This is a genomic window from Paraburkholderia sacchari (assembly GCF_000785435.2).
GTDB classification, from domain to species: Bacteria; Pseudomonadota; Gammaproteobacteria; order Burkholderiales; family Burkholderiaceae; genus Paraburkholderia; species Paraburkholderia sacchari.
Map to the genome: position 1 here is coordinate 140,718 of NZ_JTDB02000003.1, position 20,076 is coordinate 160,793.

The following is a 20,076-nucleotide window of genomic DNA, read 5'->3' on the forward strand; positions in this document are numbered from 1 at the left end:
TCCGGTCATGCCTCGTCGAACTTGCGTTCGACCTTCAGCGGCGGCGCCCAGGCGGGCATCGCGGCGTCCTGTTCGTCGGTGGTCAGGCCCGGCACGCCGTGCACCGGATTGCCGAGCATCGGGAAGCCGAGCTTCTCGCGCGATTCGTAGTACGACTGCGCGACGCTGCGCGAAAGCGCGCGAATGCGGCCGATATAGGCCGCGCGCTCTGTCACGGAGATCGCGCCGCGCGCGTCGAGCAGGTTGAACGTGTGGCCGGCCTTGAGCACGAGTTCGTAGGCGGGCAGCGCGAGCTGGAGCTCGATCATGCGCTTCGCTTCGCTTTCGTACGCGTTGAAGAACGTGAACAGCAGATCGACGTTCGCGTGCTCGAAGTTGTAGGTCGATTGCTCGACTTCGTTCTGGTGGTAGACGTCGCCGTAGGTGAGGCGGCGCAACTCGGGGCCATTCGGGCCTTCTTCTTCCCACTCGGTCCAGATCAGGTCGTAGACGTTCTCGACCTTTTGCAGGTACATCGCGAGACGTTCGAGACCGTAGGTGATTTCGCCGAGCACCGGCTTGCAGTCGATGCCGCCCACTTGCTGGAAGTACGTGAACTGCGTGACTTCCATGCCGTTGAGCCAGACTTCCCAGCCGAGGCCCCAGGCGCCGAGCGTGGGGTTTTCCCAATCGTCTTCGACGAAGCGCACGTCGTTTTGCTTCAGGTCGAAGCCGAGCGCTTCGAGCGAGCCGAGGTACAGGTCGAGGATGTTTTCCGGCGCGGGCTTGAGCACCACCTGGTACTGGTAGTAGTGCTGCAGGCGGTTCGGGTTCTCGCCGTAGCGGCCGTCCTTCGGGCGGCGCGACGGCTGCACGTAGGCCGCGCGCCACGGCTCGGGGCCGATTGCGCGCAAGAAGGTGTGGACGTGCGAGGTGCCGGCGCCGACTTCCATGTCGATCGGCTGGAGCAGCGCGCAGCCCTGCTTGTCCCAGTAAGACTGGAGCGTCAGGATGATTTGCTGAAACGTGAGCATGTGTGCCTGCAGTGTCTTTTAGGGCGAACGGCGTGGGCTGCGGCGGCAAGGACGGCCACGCGCGGCCGGGTTGGCCTGGTGTGGCCGGTGTTTCGCGCGTGACGGGCGTTCCTTGCGTGCTGCGGTCCCGGCCCCGGTCAGGAGGGGCGGCCCGGTGCTAAAACCTTGAATTTTACCGGATTGGCGCAGCGTTGAGACCGGCGCGGGGTTCGGGGCGCATTTTGGCGCATCAAGCCTTCTTCCGACCGGGCCGGGCGGGCCCGAATGCGAAGCCGAGCGCGAGCAGCACGAGCGACACGGCGATCACCGTGTTGTTGCCGCTCGTCACGTAGGGCGTGAAGCCCTGGGTGCCTTCCACGCGCACGTCGAGCGAGCCCTCGGTGAAGGCGGGCAGGCGCGCGATCACGTTGCCGTGCGCATCGATGGCGGCGGTCGCGCCCGTGTTGGTTGCGCGCAGCATTGGCCGGCCGGTTTCGAGCGAGCGCATGCGCGCGATTTGCAGATGCTGGTCGAGCGCGATGGTGTCGCCGAACCACGCGAGGTTCGTCGAGTTGATGAGGATGCCCGGCGAGGTCGGATTCTCGCGCACGGTGCGCGCGATTTCCTCGCCGAAGATGTCCTCGTAGCAGATGTCGACGGCGACGGGCTGGTTGTGCACGAGGAACGGCGGCTGCACGGGGGCGCCGCGCGCGAAGTCGCCGAGCGGAATGTTCATGAGGTTCACGAACCAGCGGAAGCCCCATGGCACGAATTCGCCGAAGGGCACGAGGTGATGCTTGTCGTAGCGGTACAGGCCGTTCTGGCCGGGCGTGATGCCAAAGAGGCTGTTGGTGTAGTCGACCACGCGCCGCTCCGGCGTGATCGTGCCGCCCACGGCGCCGAACAGGATCGCGGTGTGGGTGCCGTCGGCGAACGCGCGGATATCGCGGCCGAATTTTTCGGGCATCTCCTGCAGCAGCACCGGAATAGCGGTCTCGGGCGTGATGACGAGGTCGGCGGGCTTTTCGGTGATGAGCCGCTGGAATTCGGCGAGCGATTCCTCGAAGCCGGATTCGGTGAACTTCATCTCCTGCTTCACGTTGCCTTGCAGCAGGCGCACGTTCAGCGGGGTGTTTTCAGGGTGCGTCCAGCTGACGAGCGGCAACAACAGACCAACGACGATCACGGCCACGGCAATCCCGGCCGGCGTGGCCACTGATCCGATCGTGCCGATGGAACCGGTGGTGGCGCCGGCAGGCCCTCCGATTGCATCGGACCCTGCCTTGCGCACGTGGACGAGCGCCTGCACGACGAACGCCGCGACGAGCGCGAGCACCCAGCCGACGCCATAGACACCGACGATCGGCGCGAATCCGGCCAACGGCCCGTCCACCTGCGCGTAGCCGCTAGAAAGCCACGGAAAGCCGGTGAAGACATAGCCGCGAGCCCATTCACCCAGCGCCCACGCGCTCGCGAAGGCAAACGCGCCATGCCATGTCGGCGAAAACGGCAGGGTGCGCCCGTTCTTTGCGTGTCCCGCGCAAAACGACCAGACCAGCGCGGCCAGCGCCGGATAGAGCCCGAGGTAGAGCGAGAAGAGCACGAGCGCCGTGCCTGCAAGCACGGCGGGCATGCCGCCGTAGAAGTGCATGCTCACATAGAGCCACCAGACGCCGGTCACGAAGTTGCCGAAGCCGAACGCCCAGCCGGTGAAGAGCGCGCTTTTCCACCCCGTGGTGCGCGTGAGCCAGAAATAAAAGCCCGCGAAGATCGCGATTTCGAGCCAGCCGCCGTGCGGCGTGGGCGCGAACGAAAGCGTGTTGAGCGCGCCCAGGACGGCGGCGGCCGCGTAGTGCCATACGGGCAGCGCGCGGCGCGCGGCGATGGGGGTGTCTGCGGCGCGCGCGCCGTCGCGCGCGCGGGAATCGATTGGTTCAGCCATGGGTATGCTTGGGCGCTGCAGTCCGACTGCAGGGGCGCGCGGGGCGCGGGTTGCAAAACGTTCGCTGCACGCGCCATGCGCGCAGCGAGCGCAACGATAGCATTTTCACGCGTCGGCATTGTGTGACGCCGGGGGCGTTTCTGGGGCGGCGTTTGGGGCTCGATCGCGCTTCGGCGGCTTGAAAAGCGCAACGCCGGCCCGCAGGCCGGCGTCGTCCAAAGCACGCGCAGCAGGGTGTCAGGTGCCCTGCGGCTGCAACTCGGCTTCACGCTGGCCCGCGAGCGGATCGCGGCGCACCAGCAGCATATGTACCTGGCGCGCGTCGGCGCGCAGCACCTCGAAGATCAGGTCGTCGATGCGGACCTTTTCGCCGCGATGCGGCACGTGCCCGAAGTGATTCGTGACAAACCCGCCGATGGTGTCGACTTCCTCGTCCGAGAAATGGGTGCCGAACGTTTCGTTGAACTGCTCGATTTCGGTGAGCGCGCGCACGCGGAAGCGCCCATCGGGCGAGGCGATGATGTTGCCGCTTTCCTCGTCGAAGTCGTATTCGTCCTCGATGTCACCAACGATCTGCTCGAGCACGTCCTCGATTGTGATGAGGCCGGCCACGCCGCCGTATTCGTCGACGACGATGGCGATGTGGTTGCGGTTCTGGCGAAAGTCGTGCAGCAGCACGTTCAGGCGCTTGGACTCGGGAATGAACACGGCCGGGCGCAGCATGCCGCGCACGTCGAATTCTTCCTCGGCGTAGTAGCGCAGCAGGTCTTTCGCGAGCAAAACGCCGATGACGTTGTCGCGATTGCCTTCGTAGACCGGATAGCGCGAGTGCGCCTTGTCCAGCACGAAGGGGATGAATTCGTCGGGGCTATCGGCGATGTTGATCGCATCCATCTGGGCACGGGGCACCATGATGTCGCGCGCGCAGAGCTCGGACACCTGGAACACGCCTTCGATCATCGAAAGCGAATCGGCGTCGATCAGATTGCGCTCGTGCGCGTCCTGGAGGATTTCGAGAAGCTCGCTGCGCGAGTCGGGCTCGGGCGAGATGAGGTCGGTCAGCCGCTCGAGCAGCGAGCGCTTTTCCTGGGGTTTGCCGGTTTGTCGTCGACTGGGATAAGAGTCGTTCATGGTGGTGCGCCCTGAACCTCTTGATGGCTGGGCGCGCTGTTGCGGATAGGAAAGGATACAGCATGCGTGTGGCGCGCCTGTGTAGGGCATGCCCGTGGTTCATCGTAACGCAGATGCGGGGTGCCCGGGGACGCTCGGCATGCGGCAACGGTTGTCGATGTGCCTGCCCGGCCCCCCTTGCCATATCTCACGAATCTTCGGGCCTCGGATTTAGATGATTTTGGACATGGGTTTGATGGGTGTCACCTGTACCAGAATGTTTGACATTTGCCTTTCAGTGACGTTGCTCTAATTCGGACCTTCACGCGGAACCCCCAATCGTTCCGCGCGTCGTTGACCGGGCACGAGGTCCGGTCCAGGTGCGTAAGGAGAACCATCTTGCAGGTGTTATCGAAGCAGCGCGCAACGCGGTGTGCGGCATGGCTCGTGCCGTCTTTGTTCATTGTCCTGGCAGGTTGCGCGACCGAAGCGTCGCGCACGCTGCCGGTCCCGGAAGTGGCAGTGGCGCGCACGCCATACGCCGGCAAGCCGGTGGCGGTCGCCGTCGGCAAGTTCGACAACCGTTCGAGCTATATGCGCGGCATTTTCACGGACGGAATCGACCGTCTGGGCGGCCAGGCCAAAACCATTCTGATCACGGCGCTCCAACAGAGCGGGCGCTTCAACGTGCTCGACCGCGACAACCTCGACGAGATCCGCCAGGAGGCTAGCTTCGCGAAGCAGGCGCAGGCGCTCAGGGGCGCGCGCTACATCCTCACCGGCGACGTGACGGAATTCGGCCGCAAGGAAGTCGGCGATCAGCAGCTATTCGGCATCCTCGGGCGTGGCAAGAGCCAGGTGGCCTACGCGAAGGTGAGCCTCAATGTGGTCGATACGGTTACGTCGGCGGTCGTGCTGTCGGCGCAGGGCGCGGGCGAATACAGCCTGTCGAACCGCGAGGTGATCGGCTTCGGCGGCACGGCGGGGTATGACTCGACCCTCAACGGCAAGGTGCTCGACCTGGCGATTCAGGAGGCCGTCAACCGCCTCGCGGAACGCGTCGATGCTGGCGCGCTCGCCCCTGCAGGGCAGCCCCTCGTGAAGTGACGACCGCGTGAATCCATCCTGTTTGAACAGAAGAATCAGACCCATGACCCAAACCCCCACCACACGGCGGTCCGTTGCTGGGCCGCTCGGCGTTGCCCTGGCCGTTGCCGGCGTGTTGCTCGCCGGCTGTGCGACGCGCCCGCAACCCACGCTCTATCAATGGGATGCCTACCAGCCGCAGGTCTATGCGTACCTGAAAGGGCAGACGAGCCCTGAAGAGCAGATCACGGCGCTCGAACAGGCGCTTCAACAGATCCGCGCCAAGGGCAACCGGCCGCCCCCCGGTTTCCACGCCCACCTCGGCTCGCTTTACGCGAGCGTCGGCAAGGGCCAGCAGGCGCAGCAGGAATTGCGTGCCGAGAAGGAGGCCTTCCCTGAGTCGTCCGCATACATGGACTTTTTGTTGAAGAACCTCTCGAAGTAGGCACGCCATCATGCTCAAATTTTCGATACTGAAATGCCTGCCGGTGCTCGCGGTTTCCGCGCTGCTCGCCGCGTGCGTGGCGCCGCAGAAGCAAACTGCCGGCTACGACTACACCGCGTTCAGGAGCGCAAAGCCGCGCTCGATTCTCGTGCTGCCGCCGCTGAACGAAACCGTCGATGTGAATGCCACCAACGGCATGCTGTCGCAGATGACGATGCCGCTCGCGGAGTCCGGCTATTACGTGCTGCCCGTTGCCGAAGTGGCGGAGACCTTCCGCCAGAACGGCATTGCGTTGCCCGTGGAGATGCAGGCTATGTCGCCGAAAAAACTGCGTGAAATCTTCGGCGCCGATGCCGTGCTCTACACGAAGGTCACGCAGTACGGCTCCGTCTATCGCGTGGTTGACAGCAATACGTTCGTCTCGGCGACCGCGAAGCTCGTCAGCCTAGGTACGGGCGATGTGCTCTGGCAAGGCACCGCGACAGCCAACGGCAAGGAACTCGGCAACGTGGACTTCGGCAGCGGCAGCATTATCGGCATGATGGTGCAGGCGGCGGTCAAGCAGGTCGCGCATTCGCTCGCCGACGAAAGCCAGGAGGTAGCGGGTTTGACGAGCCAGAGGCTGTTGTCCGCCGGGCAGCCGAACGGAATCCTCTACGGCCCGCATTCGCCGAAGTACGGCAGCGATTGAGTTTGCTGCGCCGAACCGGGCCAGGTGCTCACGCGCAGCGCGCGAGCAAGCGCTCCAGCGCCCGGTCGGGCATGCCGCTCTCGCGCAGGGCTTCGACGGTGCGACGCACGTAGTCGAGCGTCGTGCCGTAGCGGCCCGATGCGCAGCCGAACACCTGGCGCACCGTGTCTTCGCCGAGCTTGCCCGTGTAGGTGGGCACGTCGCGGCGCATCACGAAGGCGAGCGCCGCGACGCGTCGGCCATCGGCGAGCGAGCAGGGAAGCCAGGCGGGCCGGTACGAACCCATCGGCATTTCGCGGCGCCACAGGGCTTCCAGATGCGGCATGACGCCGTCGGCGGCCAGCCGGAACGCCACGCCGGCGCACGAGCCGCCGCGATCGAGCGCGAGCACGAGTCCAGGCTGCTCGGGCGTGCCGCGATTCACGCGCGACCAGAGATACAGCCCGCGATGATAGCCATGCACGCGCGAGCGCACGTTTTCGACGGTCGGCAGGCCCGGGTTCCAGATCAGCGAGCCATAACCGAACAGCCAGATGTCGCTCGTGCGGTCCCATTGCTGGAGTGTGCGCTCAAGCGATGCGCGCAGCTCCTCTTCGCTGAGCAGACGCGACTCGCCGAGCGACGGCGGATAGCCAGGGCAGGGTTTGGGCATGCCGCTGGCGGGCGCGCCATCCACCAGCGGTTCGGCAACAACACTGGAATCGCTCGCGCGCTTGTCGTTCATGTCTGAAGGGCTCGGGCCGGAAGGGGGCGTGTCGCCTTACTTGTACGGATCGGGAAAGCCGAGTGAGTTGAGCACCTCGGTTTCGATGCCCTCCATCTCCTCCGCTTCGGCGTCGTCCTCGTGATCGTAGCCTTGCGCGTGCAGTGTGCCGTGCACGAGCAGATGCGCGTAGTGCGACGAAAGCGGCTTGCCCTGTTCGGCGGCTTCCTTCTCCACCACCGGGCAGCAGAGGATCAGGTCACCGGTCACCGGGTCATCCTCGCTTTCGGCGTAGGCGAACGTGAGGACGTTGGTCGCGTAGTCCTTGCCGCGATACGTGCGGTTGAGCGTGCGGCCTTCCTCGGCGTCGACGAAGCGCACGGTCAGCTCGGCATCGGCGAAGAGCGCGGCCTTTATCCACGCTGCCACGGTGGCCCGTGGCAGCGCGGCCTTGTGCTCGGGAAACGCCTTCGCGGCGGGGAACTGCACGTTTAGTTTGAGTTTCGGTGCGCGGGCCATGGATGCGTGGTTCTTTGCTACTCGAATTCGGGCTCGATCTCGCGCTTTAGCGCGCGTCGCCGCCGCTTTCATCCTTCTTCGAATGCGCGTCATAGGCCTCGACAATACGCGCGACGAGCGGATGGCGCACGACGTCCGCGCTCGTGAAGCGCGTGAGCGCGATGCCGCGCACGTTGGCGAGCACCTGCTGCGCCTCGATCAGCCCGCTCTTGTGGCCGCGCGGCAGGTCCACCTGGGTGGTGTCGCCAGTCACGACGGCCTTCGAGCCGAAGCCGATACGCGTCAAGAACATCTTCATCTGCTCGGGCGTGGTGTTCTGCGCCTCGTCGAGGATGATGAACGCGTGATTGAGCGTGCGTCCGCGCATGTACGCGAGCGGCGCGATTTCGATCATCTGGCGCTCGAACATCTTCGCGGTCTTGTCAAAGCCAAGCAGGTCGTAGAGCGCGTCGTACAGCGGGCGCAGATACGGATCCACCTTCTGCGCGAGATCGCCGGGCAGGAAGCCGAGACGCTCGCCCGCTTCCACGGCGGGGCGCGTGAGGACGATGCGCTTGACCTGATCGCGCTCGAGTGCGTCCACGGCGCAGGCCACCGCGAGATAGGTCTTGCCCGTGCCCGCCGGCCCGACGCCGAAGGTCACGTCGTGCGAGATGATCTGCTTGAGGTATTCGCGCTGTGCAGGCGTGCGGCCGCGCAGGTCGGCGCGTCGCGTGTAGAGCTTCGGGCCGAGTTCTTCTACGTCGACGCCTTCGCGCGCGGGCTCGTCGAACGGGTGGTCGGGGTCGCCGCGAAAACGCGGGTCGATCTCGGTGGCGTCGATGCCGTTGTTGCCACCGCTGTTTCCACCGCTGTTTCCACGTACGCCGCCGTTGCCATTGCCGCGCGGGTCATTGGCGGGATTGCCCGGGTGCCGCGCCTCGACCAGCGCGAGCTGAATGTCGTCGACGGAGAGCGGGTCACGCGCCTGGTTGTAGAAGTTTTCGAGCGCGGCGAGCGCGAGTTTCGCGCCGCGGCCGCGGATCGAGATGCGATGGCCGCGCCGCGCGAGGGTCACGTCGAGCGCCTGCTCGATCTGCCGCAGGTTTTCGTCGAGCGGGCCGCAGAGGTTCGCGAGCCGCGCATTGTCGTCGCGCGGCGCGTTGAATTCCAGATGCTGCTGATTGGGCTTCAAGGTATCAGTGAACTCCGTTCAGGCGCCGCTCAATGCGGGAGCGCCGAAGTGTCCTCGTGCGCGAGCACGAGTTCGCCGCGCAGCGAGTGCGGATAGGCGTGATTGATCTTCACGTCGATCATCTGGCCGATCAGGCGCGCGTGCGAGGCCAGCGGCGCCGGGAAGTTGACGACGCGGTTGTTCTCGGTGCGGCCCGAGAGTTCGCTCGGGTCCTTGCGCGACGGGCCTTCCACGAGAATGCGCTCGACCCGGCCAACCATCGACTGGCTGATGCGCTGCACGTTTTCTTCGATCGTGGCCTGCAGATGCTGGAGGCGCTTCAACTTGACCTCGCGCGGCGTGTCGTCGTGCAGATTCGCAGCGGGCGTGCCTGGGCGCGGGCTGTAGATGAACGAGAAGCTCGTGTCGTACTTCATTTCCTCGACAAGCGCCATGGTCTTCTCGAAGTCCTCCTCGGTCTCGCCGGGGAAGCCCACGATGATGTCCGTGGAAAGCGACAGGTCCGGGCGAATCGCGCGCAGCTTGCGGATGACCGACTTGTATTCGAGCACGGTGTAGCCGCGCTTCATTGCCATGAGCACGCGGTCCGAGCCGTGCTGCACCGGCAGATGCAGATGGCTCACGAGCTTGGGCACCTTGGCGTAGGCGTCGATGAGGCGCTGCGTGAATTCCTTCGGGTGCGAAGTGGTGTAGCGGATGCGCTCGATGCCGGGAATGTCGGCGACGTATTCGATCAGCGTGGCGAAGTCGGCGATATCGGGCGAGCCTTGCGTGAGCGCGCCAAGATAAGCGTTCACGTTCTGGCCGAGCAGCGTGACTTCGCGCACGCCCTGGTCGGCGAGGCCGGCGATTTCAGTGAGCACATCGTCGAGCGGACGCGAGACTTCCTCGCCGCGCGTGTACGGCACGACGCAGTAACTGCAGTACTTCGAGCAGCCTTCCATGATCGAGACGAACGCGCTCGGACCCTCCACGCGTGCGGGCGGCAGATGGTCGAACTTCTCGATTTCGGGGAAGGTGATGTCGACCTGCGCGCGGCCCGAGGCGCGGCGCGCGTCGATCATCTGCGGCAGGCGGTGCAGGGTTTGCGGGCCGAACACGAGGTCCACGTAGGGCGCGCGCTGCACGATGGCCGCGCCTTCCTGGCTTGCCACGCAGCCGCCCACGCCGATCAGCAGGTTCGGGTTCGCTTCCTTCAGCTCGCGCACGCGGCCGAGGTCGGAGAACACTTTCTCCTGGGCTTTCTCGCGCACCGAGCAGGTGTTGAAGAGAATCACGTCCGCATCTTCGGGCGTGTCGGTTTTGACGAGGCCTTCAGCGGCGCCGAGCACGTCGACCATTTTGTCGGAGTCGTACTCGTTCATCTGGCAGCCAAAGGTCTTTACATAAACTTTCTTGGTCATCGGGGTCGCCGTTCGCAGTGGTTTACCTGGGGGCGTCGTCCGGTTGATGCACTCGTGCACTTCGGGACTACGGTGATAAAGGGGCTGAAACAGGTGGCCGGCCGGCCTGGGCCGTGGCGCACCTCAGCGGGCGCGATTCGCGGGCCGATTCAGGTGCCGATTCACGTCCTTTTGCGTACTTTTTGCCGCCAGTTCGCGGTGCAAATCGTGCTTTCAGGTGCTTTCAGCGCAATCCAACATTATAGCCTCATGCGCTGTCGGGATATGCACGGGCGTGCGGTGCGCGCGCATATCGCCGGAGGGCAAAAGCATTTCCGGAACCGCGTTCGGCAATGCTGATATCAGTGTGAAGATAACTTCGTTGGGCGTGGCCGGACGCGATGCTACTCTGGCCTCCGTTCAAGCTCTTGCGCCCTCTGGCGGCGCGCTACGGAGGCATGCCATGCATTCAACGCTCGCGTTCGTGAGGGACGCGCAGGCCGATCGCGCTGATCGGCTCGATCGTGTCGACCGTCTCGATCGCCTCATTACGCATCGGAGTGCGAATCGTCCCGCTGACGATCTTCCCATCGCCGACTTTCGCGCGGACCGAATCGCCGACGACAACCACGCACCGGCTCTGGCCGTGCATCCATCGGTGCAATCCAATGCTGCCGCGCGCACCGATGGTGCTTTCGACTCACTCGAATATCTCGTCGGTGTAAACCTTGCGCGGCTGCGCGCCGAGCGTCAGTTCTCGCTCGACGCGCTCGCCCGCGCCTCGGGCGTTTCGCGCGCGATGCTCGCGCAAGTGGAGTCCGCGCGCAGCGTGCCGTCGATCAAGGTCCTCTGCAAGGTGGCGGCGGCGCTCAAGGTCTCGGTGTCGGCGTTCCTGCGGCGGTACGCGGTGAGCGGGTTCGAGCACCTGCCCGCCGACCGCGCGTCGCGCCGCGTGAGTGCCGATGGCCGCTACTCGGCGCGCGCGCTCTATCCGGAGGACAGTCCCGCCGCCGCCGAATTTCACGAGCTTCGCATCGCGCCGCTGCATACCGAGCCGGGCACGCGCCGCGCGCCGGGCACGACGGTGAACCTCGTGGTGAGCGAAGGCACGCTCGAGGTGAGCGTGCACGACCGGCGCCAACTGCTCGCGACCGGCGATGCGATCGTCTTCGACGCGGATCAGCCGCACAGCCTGCGCAATCCCGGCGACACCGAAGCGCGCGTTTTTCGCGTGACGCTCAACGCCGAAGCGCCGCCTCGCTGGGCCGTGCCGCCGGCGAGCGATTACCGGAACGCGGGGGACGCCGGGAACGCCAGGCCGGCAGCGCCCGTGCAGCCGATATAAGGGTGATATCGCGCGCTGCGCAATGCGCGAGACGCGCGCCGCCCGTTTACTGGTTTTTACTGCGCTGCACAACGGCGCAACTCTGCGGTATCCTTTGCCAGCCGGTTCAACCGGCAATCAGTGCGTCTTCAGGGCGGGGTGAAATTCCCCACCGGCGGTATGCCGGCCGCGCCGCAAGGCAAGGCCGACGAGCCCGCGAGCGCCTGCGCGAAGCCTTTCGCGCAGGGTCAGCAGATCTGGTGCGATGCCAGGGCCGACGGTCATAGTCCGGATGAAAGAAGATGTGCAGATAGTCATGTTTGCCCAACCGCCGCGGCTGTTCTGCCTGCGCGGGCCTCGCGCGCGACGTTCCGGCGTCGTGCTCCGGCACGCGCGCGCCAAAGCCGTTCGCCGGGGATTCCTGTCTGTTTGCAATGCCCTGAAACGTTTTTCGCCCAACTCTTGCGAGGAGCGTTTCACATGTCCCTTACCCGCAACCGCAACGCCACGGCTGTCGAGCCGCCGCTTGATGCCATCGAAGATCTTCCCCTGCTTGACACCGAACCGGTGCCGCCGCGCATCGCCGCCGCGCTGCAAGCCATGCGCGAGGGCCGTCCGGTCGTGCTCCAGGACGACCACGACCGCGAAGACGAAGCTGACCTCGTGCTGGCCGCCGAGCGCCTCACCCCGGAAACGATGGCGCTGTTCATCCGCGAATGCAGCGGCATCGTATGCCTGTGTCTGTCCGACGAGAAGGTGCGCGCGCTCGAGCTGCCGCCCATGGTCGCGCACAACGAAAGCCGCAACCGCACCGCGTTCACGGTATCGATCGAGGCGCGCGACGGCGTGAGCACGGGCGTGTCCGCCGCCGACCGCGTGACGACGATCCGCGCCGCCATCGCCCCGAACGCGCAGCCGGCCGACATCGTGCGCCCGGGCCACGTGTTCCCGTTGCGCGCGCAGCCGGGCGGCGTGCTGGCGCGCCGCGGCCACACCGAAGGCACCGTCGATCTGGCCGTGCTCGCGGGCCTTGCGCCCGCCGGCGTGCTGTGCGAGCTGATGAACCCGGACGGCACGATGGCGCGCGGCCAGCAGGTCGACGACTTCGCGAAGCGGCACAACCTGCCGATGCTGACGATCGCCGAGCTGGTGGCGTTTCGTGAATCGCTCGCGCTGGCACGCGAGCGCTGCGCCGAACCTGCATAAGGCGCCTGGCTCATTTCGATCCAGACCGGGTAGTGAAAACGGCGCGTGAGCCCAAGCGACCTTGCGGCTCACGCGCCGTTTGCCGTTTTGCTTGCGTGCACGCGCCGCGTTACGGCTCGCGCGCAGGCAAGCGGCTACGACTGTTGATCGCCGAATTCCCCGCGTACGCCCGCCTCGACTAGCGCGGGCAGCTCATCCATGCGCTTCATGATGCGCGTGATGCCCATCTCGCGCAGTACGTCGGCATAGCCCGACGGGATATGGCTTGCGCCGACGAACGCAATCGTCTTCATGCCGGCCACGCGCGCGGCGTTCAGGCCCGAGAGGCTGTCCTCGACGACGAGGCAGCGCTCCGGTTCCACGCCGAGTGCGAGCGCCGCGTGCAGATAGACGTCCGGATAAGGCTTGGGCCGCTCGACCTGCTCGGCGCTGAAGATGCGCTCGCCGAAGATCGCGTCGAGCCCGGCACGCCGCACCGAGGCGTGCACGCGCGTGAGCCGGCTGTTCGACACCACGGCGGCGGGCAGCGTGACCTGGCGCAGTGCGTCGCGCACGCCGTTGATCGGGCTCACGGATTCGGCGATGGCGATTTCGCAGTTGTGTTCGATGGTTTCGAGAAAATGCTCGGGCAGCGTGAGATCGAAGCGCGCCGCGACGTCGGCGAGAAAGCGCGAGGTTTGCTGGCCGAATGCCGTGGCCACGGCGGCACGGAAGTCGATGTCGGGAAAAGTGCGGCTGAGCGTATCGAAGAGGACGTGGTCGGCAATGACTTCGCTGTCGACGAGTACGCCGTCACAGTCGCAGATGAGATGGTCGATCATGCGCAAGACGAAAGGGCGGAGAAGCGGGGCGGCCGGGCCAGGCGCGGCGCGGGTGGCCGCGCAAGACGGGAAGGTTGAAAACGTCATGATACGTGCTTTTGCGGGGGCCGGCCCACGGCCGCGGCGGCCTTCTATCCGACTTTCCAGTGAGGCATGGGCCTGCGCGGTCAGGGTGTGGCGCGCGCCGCGCGATGCGACAATAGCCAGCGTGACCGAACGCCGTCGAAACCGGCGGAAATCGGTCGCGCCAGGCGAATAAAGACGAGGGGATAGCGATGCGTGGACTTGCGATGATCGGTGCGGCGGTGCTGGCCGTCGGGTGTGCCGGATGCGCCGGCGGACCGGGGCTCCTGGGCGGGAGCGCGCCGCCATTCGCCCAATTGCAGCAGATGTGCAGCGCTCAGCAAGCCGACTATGGCGGCGATACGCCGGCCGTCTATTCGGCTGTCTACGACGCCTGGGTGGCGAACCGTCACGGCAAGCTGTCGCAGGCGCAGTTCTGCAGCTTCCAGGCCGCTCTGGCGCAGCAGTACGCCGCGCACGGTGCGGGCGAGAACGCACCGGCACGCAACCAATGGGTGACGTATCTCAACGAGCAGCGCGCCCTGGCGCTGTCATGGCGCGCAGCGGCCGACCCTACGCTGCGCGGGGGCTGAACGCGGCGTAGCGGCGCATCATTCTTCTGCGCAGGCACGAAAAAAATGGTCACGCGGGCATGAAGCGCGCGGGTCCGCGTGACCATGCACTGCAGGCGTACGTCTACAGCCGTGCGCCTGCATCGGGGAAGGTCCCGACACATCCCGCTCGCGGACGGTTCCGACGTCCGCGCAGGTCGAGAAAAATTAGCCAGGCGTCAGCGAGAGGACGCAGGCCGGCGCGCGTGCCACGTGCCGGTTCCTCTATGACAATCGTTTGATGGCGCGCAACGCGGAGTCGCCGATTTCTGTCAGTCGCCACTGCTGGAGACCGGACGCGAGGCGCTCCAACTGGACGAGCTGTCGTTCGAGGAGGGCGTCCAGTTCTTCACGTTCCATGTCGATCTGGTTGGGGGCGTCCTTCACTAGCAGCAGGGTGGCGAATTCATGCGGACTCAGCATCGTTCTCTCCGTGTTGCCGCATCAGAGGTCGTCAATCGCGGCCCGCTGGGCGGCGTGACGACAATCATGCGGTGGGTGTGAGCGAAAGCCTGCAACGGCGCGATTTGTGTGCCGGATGTGCGGTCCATTTGCTGTCGTGCGTCACGGAATCTGCAAAGCGGCGACACACAATGCAAACGGCATCCAGCCCGGATCGACGCCGGGGAACTGGAGTGTAGTCAACCGCCCTGCGTTGTACAAATCACTCTCTGAAAATATTCTGTTTGACATTCCGTGCATGCTGCGGCGGTCGAGCTCTGCGCGCAGATCCTTGATTTCACTTCAAGTTTTTGCCGCAGCGCGGGAGAGCGCAGCGACGGCGCCCGGCGCATGTGCGGGTGCGTAGCGGGAGCCTGCACGCGCGGCGCAAGGTCGCCGGTGCCCCCGCCGCCACGCGCTCTGGCGTCTAATCGGGGCATGACAACGCGCTCGCATGCGCCTTACAAGTCGACTCTTCCTGGAACTGCGGTAAGCGGGATCGGTCTGTGCTCTCAGACTGCAGCTTCGCGAAACAACATCTAAGATGAAGTAATGACGGCTGGTGCCTTTCACCGCGCGGTGCAAACGCAAGTCCGGGTTGCCACCCCGGTGGCGCGCCACGCGAAAAGGGGCCGCTTTGGAGCAAGACAGAATGCGCAACAAGACCGAGCCTCGCCACGTAATGCCCTGGCGTATCGAAGATATCGACCTCACGCGGATCGACTGTCAGCGTGCCCGCACCAACGAAGACCTGCTGTTGCTGCTGTGTGCGTCGTCGTTCATTGAAAGCGGTTCAGACCTGTACACGAGCAACCTCAGCGTCTTCTTCAACGGTGACCCAGAAGTTTCCGAGTGGCTCAACAACGAGTGGGAACACGAGGAGCTTCAGCATGGACGCGCGCTGAAGACCTACATTCAGTATGTCTGGCCCGAATTCGACTGGGACACGGCATTCCGAAACTTCATCGAAGAGTATTCGAAGACCTGCTCATTCGAGGAGTTCGAGCGCACGCGCGCGCTGGAAATGGTCGCGCGCTGCGTGGTGGAGACGGGCACGGCCACGCTCTATCGAGCGATCGGCGAATGCTCGGACGAGCCGGTGCTCAAGGAAATCACCGACAACATCCGCAGCGACGAAGTGCGCCACTACAAGCACTTTTTCCGCTACTTCAAGAAGTACAACCAGGTCGAAGGCCATGGGCGCCTCGCCGTGCTCGGCGCGCTCATGCGTCGTGTGATGGAGATCAAGAACGAGGACTCGGAGATCGCGTTGCGTCACGTGTTCGCGGTTCGCTATCCCGACCGGGTGAAGGATCTCGCCTACAACCGCGAACTGACGGCGCGCGTGAACAAGCTCGTGCGCCACAATCTTTCCGCCGACATGTGCGTGAAGATGCTGCTCAAGCCGCTCGACATTCCCGCGAAGATTCAGCCGGGCGTGCACTATCCGCTCGCGAAGATCACGCAGCACGTGTTCTTCCGCTGAAGCGCCGTCTTGCTGCTTGGCCGGCTATCCGGCTTGAAGTTCGGTTGAAAACGCAAAGGCCCGCTAAACAGCGGGCCTTTGTACGTTCAGCGACTAACGGCTATTAACGCACGATCAACGGTCGCGCTGGCCGTTGCCGTCGCGGCGCGAGCTTCCGCCCGGGCGGCCGCCGAGCAGGGCGCCCGGATTCGATTGCGGCTTGCGTTGCGGGCGTCCTAGCGCGCTTTCGTGCGACACCCCGCGCTGGCTTTCGCGGCGCGTGTGCTCGCCGCGGCTGCCCGGCGCGCCGTGATTCGCGCTTTGCTGCTTCACCGGCTTGGCCGTGCGCACGCCGTTCGGCGCGGCGGGCTTGGCTGGGCGCTGGCCGCCGCCGTTGCCACCGCTGTTGTCACCACGATTGCCACCGCCGTTGGCGCGATTTCCACCGCCATTGGCCGCCTGAGCGCGGTTCCCGTCGCGGCCACCCTCGCGGTTGCCGCCACGCGTGTCGCGTCCTTCACGTCCCTGTGCGGGTTTGGCCGCCGCGGCATTGCCGGCCGCAGCACGCCCCTGGCCTTGCCCTTGACGCTGCCCACGGCCTTGCTGCTGGCCACGGCGCAAGATCGGCTCGGGCTTTGCGTTCGGGTCCGGCTCGAAGCCCGCAATGACCTCTTGCGGCACCGCGCGCTTGATGAGCTTTTCGATGTCCTTCAGCAGCTGGTGCTCGTCCACGCAGACGAGCGAAACCGCTTCGCCTGTCGCGCCCGCGCGTCCGGTGCGGCCGATGCGGTGCACGTAGTCCTCGGGCACGTTCGGCAGGTCGAAGTTGACCACGTGCGGCAACTGGTCGATGTCGATGCCGCGCGCGGCGATGTCGGTGGCCACGAGCACCTGCAGTGTGCCATCCTTGAACTCGCTCAAGGCGCGCGTGCGGGCCGACTGGCTCTTGTTGCCATGGATCGCGAGCGCGCTGATGCCGTCCTTCGTGAGCTGCTCGGCAAGGCGATTCGCGCCGTGCTTGGTGCGCGTGAACACGAGCACCTGGAACCAGTTGTGCTGGCGGATCAGGTGCGTGAGCAGGTCGCGCTTGCGGTCGCGATCGACGGGGTAGATCTTCTGCGCGACGGTTTCCGCCGTGGTGTTGCGGCGCGCGACTTCGATGAGCGCGGGCGAGTCGAGCAGGCTGTCGGCGAGCGCCTTGATCTCGTCGGCGAAGGTGGCCGAGAAGAGCAGGTTCTGGCGCTTCGGCGGCAGTTTCGCGAGCACGCGCTTGATGTCGTGGATGAAGCCCATGTCGAGCATGCGGTCGGCTTCGTCGAGCACGAGGATTTCGAGATGCGCGAGGTCGATGGTCTTCTGCTGCATGTGATCGAGCAGACGGCCCGGCGTCGCGACCACGATGTCCACGCCGCGCTTGAGCGCGTCGATCTGCGGATTGATGCCCACGCCGCCGAACATCACCGTCGACTTGAGCTTCAGATACTTGCCGTAGGCGCGCACGCTTTCCTCGACTTGGGCGGCCAGCTCGCGCGTGGGCGTGAGAATGAGCGCGCGCACGACGCGTTTGCCTGAAGCGGCGGGCGGCATATCGGACAGACGCTGCAGGATGGGCAGCGTGAAGCCGGCGGTCTTGCCGGTGCCGGTCTGGGCGCCGGCGAGCAGATCGCCGCCGTTCAGCACGGCGGGAATGGCTTGCAGCTGGATAGGCGTGGGCGTGGTGTAGCCCAGTTCGTTGACGGCGCGGACCAGCGGTTCGGACAAGCCGAGAGAATCAAAAGACATAAAGACCTGTTGTATTGCAGTGGCGCGAGTGGCAAGGCGCTGCTGGCCGAGGCAACAACACGGCGCGGCGCGCGAGATGCGGTTGCGCCCGCTCGCGTTCATTCGGACGGCGCGCCAGTGCGCGCGCCGGGTGTCGGCGGTCTATGCAGACCCGCCTGCTGGCGTAAAGTTGCATCGCGCAGCTGCGGACACTGCGGCCGCCGCGCGATGGTCTTCGTATGGGCAACGTGCGCCCTGTGTGCGCCCTGTGTGCGTCCGGTGAATGTGCCGGCGGCGCATCACGCGACGTAGGCCGCGACGCTCACGAATTGACAGACGCTCCCGGCGAGCACGAACAGATGCCAGATACCATGTCCGTGCCGGATGCGTTCGTCGTTGACGAAAAAATAAATGCCGACGCTATAGATGATGCCGCCTGCCAGCAACCACGCTGTACCGGCGGCCGGCAGCGCGCCAAGGAGCGGCCCGGCCGCGACCAGCGCGAGCCAGCCCATGATCACGTACAGCACCATCGAGAGCTTGCGAGTGCGGCGCCCGATCGTGAGTTCCTGCACGATGCCGAATATGGCAAGCCCCCAGCTTACGCCGAAGAGCGACCAGCCCCACGGCCCGCGCAGCGTGACAAGCGAGAACGGAGTATAGCTGCCCGCGATCAGCAGATAGATCGCGGCATGATCGCATTTCTGCATCACGGCCTTGATGCGCGGCCCGCGCACGCCGTGATACAGCGTGGAGACGGTGTACAGCGCGCACAGCATGGCGCCGTAGACGGCGAAGCTCACGACCTTGTACGCGTCGTGATCGAGCGCGGCGAGCGTCACTAGCGAAACCAGCCCGGCGACCGACAGCAACGCGCCCACGAGGTGCGTAATGCTATTCAGACGCTCACCCGGGTTCATGACGGCTACTCCTTGTTCTTCTTGCCCCAACAATAGCGAAGGGCGCAGCCGGCGGCGTTTTGCCGGCTGCGCCCTTGATCAGGCAGACGCCACTATAACAAACGAGCGTCAGTCGAGCGGTGCGGAGCGCAGATCGGCCACCTGTTGCGGGGACACCGGCGTGCCCTTGTTGCCCCACGACATGCGGATGAACGTCACGACCGCCGCCACTTCCTGGTTGGACAGCGATTGCGCGAACGGCGGCATGCCGTAGGGGCGCGCATTGCCCTGCGTGCTGGGCGGATAGCCGCCGTTGAGCACCATGCGGATCGGATTCACCGCCGAATGCATCTGGATCGACTGGTTGTTCGCGAGCGGCGGGAAGTTCGGCGGCATGCCGAGACCGTTTTCCGCGTGACACTTTGCACACTGGTCATGGTAGATCTTCTGACCTTGCTGTAAGAGTTCGCCTCCGAACGCTTCGGATGTTTCCATCTGCATGTTCTCAGGCGCTTCCTTCTTTTGTGGAATCGTCTTGAGGTAGGTCGCCATCGCCTGGATATCGTCGTCCGGGAGATATTGCAGACTGTTATGGACCACGTCCGCCATCGGACCGAATACCGCGCCGCGTTCCGAGACGCCGGTTTTCAGAAGGCTCGAAATCTCCTTGATGTCCCAGTCGCCGAGGCCGCCTTCGCTCGAGGTGAGCGACGGCGCGTACCAGTTCTGCAGCGGGATCAGGCCGCCCGCGAACGCCGACGAGTTGACCGGCCCGCCCATCATGTTGATGGACGTGTGGCACATGCCGCAGTGGCCGAGGCCCTCGACCAGATAAGCGCCGCGATTCCATTCGACCGACTTGGTGGGGTCGGCCTTGTACTCGCCTTCACGGAAGAACAGCGTGCGCCAGCCGATCAGCAGGTTGCGGTTGTTGAACGGGAACTTGAGCTCGTGCGGGCGGCTCGGCACGTTCACGGGCTCCACCGAGCGCAGGTACGCATAGATTGCGTCCGAATCGGCGCGCGTGACCTTCGTGTAGCTCGTGAACGGGAAGGCCGGGTAGAGCAGGCTCCCGTCCTTCGAACGGCCCGTGTGCATGGCGCGATAGAAGTCGTCGGCGGTCCATTTGCCGATGCCGTATTTGTCGTCGGGCGTGATGTTCGGCGTATAGAGCGTGCCGAATGGCGTCGCCATCGGCAGGCCGCCCGCGAAGGTCTTGCCGCCGCGCACCGTGTGGCAGGCCACGCAGTCGCCGGCGCGGGCGAGCAGCTCGCCCTTCTTGATGAGTTCGGACTGGTCGGCGGGCGTGGCTGCCCGCGCCGAGCTGTTGCGCAGATAGTCGGTGCCGTTCCACAGCACCGGCACGAGCGTGGCGGCGGCGGTGACGACGACTGCGGAAAGTGCGAACAGGGACTTGCGGTTCATATGGCTGTCTCCCCCG

The 20,076-nt window shown here is 65.3% G+C and carries 19 protein-coding genes and 1 riboswitch; of the genes, 7 read left to right on the top strand and 12 right to left on the bottom strand.

Annotated features, from left to right (window positions below):
• Window positions 1–5: 5 nt before the first annotated feature.
• The 3 genes from glyQ to NH14_RS12865 all read right to left on the bottom strand — a co-directional run bounded on the left by glyQ (window position 6) and on the right by NH14_RS12865 (window position 4,065).
• Entirely contained in the window at window positions 6–1,013 is a 1,008-nt protein-coding gene (gene glyQ, locus NH14_RS12855) for a glycine--tRNA ligase subunit alpha (protein WP_084225857.1), read from the bottom strand.
• A 229-nt stretch (window positions 1,014–1,242) separates the two neighbouring features.
• On the bottom strand, window positions 1,243–2,934 hold the full coding sequence (gene lnt / locus NH14_RS12860; protein ID WP_035532322.1) for an apolipoprotein N-acyltransferase: 1,692 nt from the start codon (window positions 2,932–2,934) through the stop codon (window positions 1,243–1,245).
• A gap of 237 nt (window positions 2,935–3,171) precedes the next feature.
• A complete protein-coding gene (locus NH14_RS12865; protein WP_035532325.1) occupies window positions 3,172–4,065 on the bottom strand; it encodes a CorC family transporter in 894 nt (297 codons plus the stop codon).
• A gap of 426 nt (window positions 4,066–4,491) precedes the next feature.
• Here NH14_RS12865 and NH14_RS12870 point away from each other — a divergent pair, with 426 nt between their 5' ends.
• From NH14_RS12870 to NH14_RS12880, 3 genes are read left to right on the top strand one after another with little or no spacing between them, the layout of a single operon-like run.
• Window positions 4,492–5,151: a CsgG/HfaB family protein gene (locus NH14_RS12870; protein WP_035532479.1), complete on the top strand. Its 660-nt coding sequence runs from the start codon at window positions 4,492–4,494 to the stop codon at window positions 5,149–5,151.
• A gap of 43 nt (window positions 5,152–5,194) precedes the next feature.
• Window positions 5,195–5,575, top strand: a complete 381-nt coding sequence (locus NH14_RS12875) for a DUF4810 domain-containing protein (RefSeq protein WP_052148422.1) — start codon at window positions 5,195–5,197, stop codon at window positions 5,573–5,575.
• 10 nt (window positions 5,576–5,585) lie between these two features.
• Complete coding sequence (locus NH14_RS12880) at window positions 5,586–6,266, top strand: DUF799 domain-containing protein (protein ID WP_035532328.1); 681 nt, start codon at window positions 5,586–5,588, stop codon at window positions 6,264–6,266.
• A gap of 28 nt (window positions 6,267–6,294) precedes the next feature.
• On the opposite strand, the gene NH14_RS12885 is transcribed toward NH14_RS12880, so the two are convergent.
• The 4 genes from NH14_RS12885 to miaB form a co-directional block, all read right to left on the bottom strand.
• Window positions 6,295–6,918, bottom strand: coding sequence for a gamma-glutamylcyclotransferase (locus tag NH14_RS12885; RefSeq protein WP_035532481.1), 624 nt, complete (start codon window positions 6,916–6,918; stop codon window positions 6,295–6,297).
• Between the two features lie 108 nt (window positions 6,919–7,026).
• Entirely contained in the window at window positions 7,027–7,488 is a 462-nt protein-coding gene (gene ybeY / locus NH14_RS12890; protein ID WP_035532330.1) for an rRNA maturation RNase YbeY, read from the bottom strand.
• Between the two features lie 46 nt (window positions 7,489–7,534).
• The gene (locus tag NH14_RS12895; RefSeq protein ID WP_035532334.1) at window positions 7,535–8,662 is read right to left on the bottom strand and encodes a PhoH family protein; all 1,128 of its coding nucleotides are present in this window, start codon (window positions 8,660–8,662) and stop codon (window positions 7,535–7,537) included.
• A gap of 29 nt (window positions 8,663–8,691) precedes the next feature.
• Window positions 8,692–10,065: a tRNA (N6-isopentenyl adenosine(37)-C2)-methylthiotransferase MiaB gene (gene miaB, locus NH14_RS12900; RefSeq protein ID WP_035532337.1), complete on the bottom strand. Its 1,374-nt coding sequence runs from the start codon at window positions 10,063–10,065 to the stop codon at window positions 8,692–8,694.
• 442 nt (window positions 10,066–10,507) lie between these two features.
• Here miaB and NH14_RS12905 point away from each other — a divergent pair, with 442 nt between their 5' ends.
• Both NH14_RS12905 and ribB read left to right on the top strand, forming a co-directional pair.
• On the top strand, window positions 10,508–11,389 hold the full coding sequence (locus tag NH14_RS12905) for a helix-turn-helix domain-containing protein (RefSeq protein WP_237179624.1): 882 nt from the start codon (window positions 10,508–10,510) through the stop codon (window positions 11,387–11,389).
• A 120-nt stretch (window positions 11,390–11,509) separates the two neighbouring features.
• Window positions 11,510–11,676, top strand: a riboswitch (FMN riboswitch).
• A 172-nt stretch (window positions 11,677–11,848) separates the two neighbouring features.
• A complete protein-coding gene (ribB, locus tag NH14_RS12910; protein ID WP_035532340.1) occupies window positions 11,849–12,574 on the top strand; it encodes a 3,4-dihydroxy-2-butanone-4-phosphate synthase in 726 nt (241 codons plus the stop codon).
• 134 nt (window positions 12,575–12,708) lie between these two features.
• Here ribB and NH14_RS12915 read toward each other — a convergent pair whose 3' ends face one another.
• The gene (locus NH14_RS12915) at window positions 12,709–13,395 is read right to left on the bottom strand and encodes an HAD family hydrolase (protein WP_035532341.1); all 687 of its coding nucleotides are present in this window, start codon (window positions 13,393–13,395) and stop codon (window positions 12,709–12,711) included.
• A gap of 275 nt (window positions 13,396–13,670) precedes the next feature.
• Between NH14_RS12915 and NH14_RS12920 the strand changes: the two genes are divergently transcribed.
• Window positions 13,671–14,051, top strand: coding sequence for a hypothetical protein (locus NH14_RS12920; protein WP_035532343.1), 381 nt, complete (start codon window positions 13,671–13,673; stop codon window positions 14,049–14,051).
• A gap of 243 nt (window positions 14,052–14,294) precedes the next feature.
• Here the strand turns inward: NH14_RS12920 and NH14_RS12925 are convergent, their stop codons facing one another.
• Window positions 14,295–14,492, bottom strand: a complete 198-nt coding sequence (locus tag NH14_RS12925) for a hypothetical protein (protein ID WP_035532345.1) — start codon at window positions 14,490–14,492, stop codon at window positions 14,295–14,297.
• Window positions 14,493–15,192: 700 nt separating this feature from the next.
• On the opposite strand from NH14_RS12925, the gene NH14_RS12930 reads away from it, so the two are divergent.
• Entirely contained in the window at window positions 15,193–15,996 is an 804-nt protein-coding gene (locus NH14_RS12930; RefSeq protein ID WP_152617282.1) for a ferritin-like domain-containing protein, read from the top strand.
• 114 nt (window positions 15,997–16,110) lie between these two features.
• On the opposite strand, the gene NH14_RS12935 is transcribed toward NH14_RS12930, so the two are convergent.
• From NH14_RS12935 to NH14_RS12945, 3 genes are all read right to left on the bottom strand, one after another.
• Complete coding sequence (locus NH14_RS12935; protein ID WP_035532350.1) at window positions 16,111–17,757, bottom strand: DEAD/DEAH box helicase; 1,647 nt, start codon at window positions 17,755–17,757, stop codon at window positions 16,111–16,113.
• 278 nt (window positions 17,758–18,035) lie between these two features.
• On the bottom strand, window positions 18,036–18,656 hold the full coding sequence (trhA, locus tag NH14_RS12940; RefSeq protein WP_035532352.1) for a PAQR family membrane homeostasis protein TrhA: 621 nt from the start codon (window positions 18,654–18,656) through the stop codon (window positions 18,036–18,038).
• A 108-nt stretch (window positions 18,657–18,764) separates the two neighbouring features.
• Window positions 18,765–20,060 (bottom strand): c-type cytochrome, encoded by a 1,296-nt coding sequence (locus tag NH14_RS12945; protein ID WP_035532354.1) that lies wholly within the window; start codon window positions 20,058–20,060, stop codon window positions 18,765–18,767.
• Between the last annotated feature and the right edge of the window lie 16 nt (window positions 20,061–20,076).

Coding starts and splice junctions, on each gene's coding strand:
- glyQ (WP_084225857.1), bottom strand. CDS start 1,013: ATGCTCACGTTTCAGCAAATCATCCTGACGCTCCAGTCTTACTGGGAC.
- lnt (WP_035532322.1), bottom strand. CDS start 2,934: ATGGCTGAACCAATCGATTCCCGCGCGCGCGACGGCGCGCGCGCCGCA.
- NH14_RS12865 (WP_035532325.1), bottom strand. CDS start 4,065: ATGAACGACTCTTATCCCAGTCGACGACAAACCGGCAAACCCCAGGAA.
- NH14_RS12875 (WP_052148422.1), top strand. CDS start 5,195: ATGACCCAAACCCCCACCACACGGCGGTCCGTTGCTGGGCCGCTCGGC.
- NH14_RS12880 (WP_035532328.1), top strand. CDS start 5,586: ATGCTCAAATTTTCGATACTGAAATGCCTGCCGGTGCTCGCGGTTTCC.
- NH14_RS12885 (WP_035532481.1), bottom strand. CDS start 6,918: ATGCCCAAACCCTGCCCTGGCTATCCGCCGTCGCTCGGCGAGTCGCGT.
- ybeY (WP_035532330.1), bottom strand. CDS start 7,488: ATGGCCCGCGCACCGAAACTCAAACTAAACGTGCAGTTCCCCGCCGCG.
- miaB (WP_035532337.1), bottom strand. CDS start 10,065: ATGACCAAGAAAGTTTATGTAAAGACCTTTGGCTGCCAGATGAACGAG.
- NH14_RS12905 (WP_237179624.1), top strand. CDS start 10,508: ATGCATTCAACGCTCGCGTTCGTGAGGGACGCGCAGGCCGATCGCGCT.
- ribB (WP_035532340.1), top strand. CDS start 11,849: ATGTCCCTTACCCGCAACCGCAACGCCACGGCTGTCGAGCCGCCGCTT.
- NH14_RS12915 (WP_035532341.1), bottom strand. CDS start 13,395: ATGATCGACCATCTCATCTGCGACTGTGACGGCGTACTCGTCGACAGC.
- NH14_RS12920 (WP_035532343.1), top strand. CDS start 13,671: ATGCGTGGACTTGCGATGATCGGTGCGGCGGTGCTGGCCGTCGGGTGT.
- NH14_RS12925 (WP_035532345.1), bottom strand. CDS start 14,492: ATGCTGAGTCCGCATGAATTCGCCACCCTGCTGCTAGTGAAGGACGCC.
- NH14_RS12930 (WP_152617282.1), top strand. CDS start 15,193: ATGCCCTGGCGTATCGAAGATATCGACCTCACGCGGATCGACTGTCAG.
- NH14_RS12935 (WP_035532350.1), bottom strand. CDS start 17,757: ATGTCTTTTGATTCTCTCGGCTTGTCCGAACCGCTGGTCCGCGCCGTC.
- trhA (WP_035532352.1), bottom strand. CDS start 18,656: ATGAACCCGGGTGAGCGTCTGAATAGCATTACGCACCTCGTGGGCGCG.
- NH14_RS12945 (WP_035532354.1), bottom strand. CDS start 20,060: ATGAACCGCAAGTCCCTGTTCGCACTTTCCGCAGTCGTCGTCACCGCC.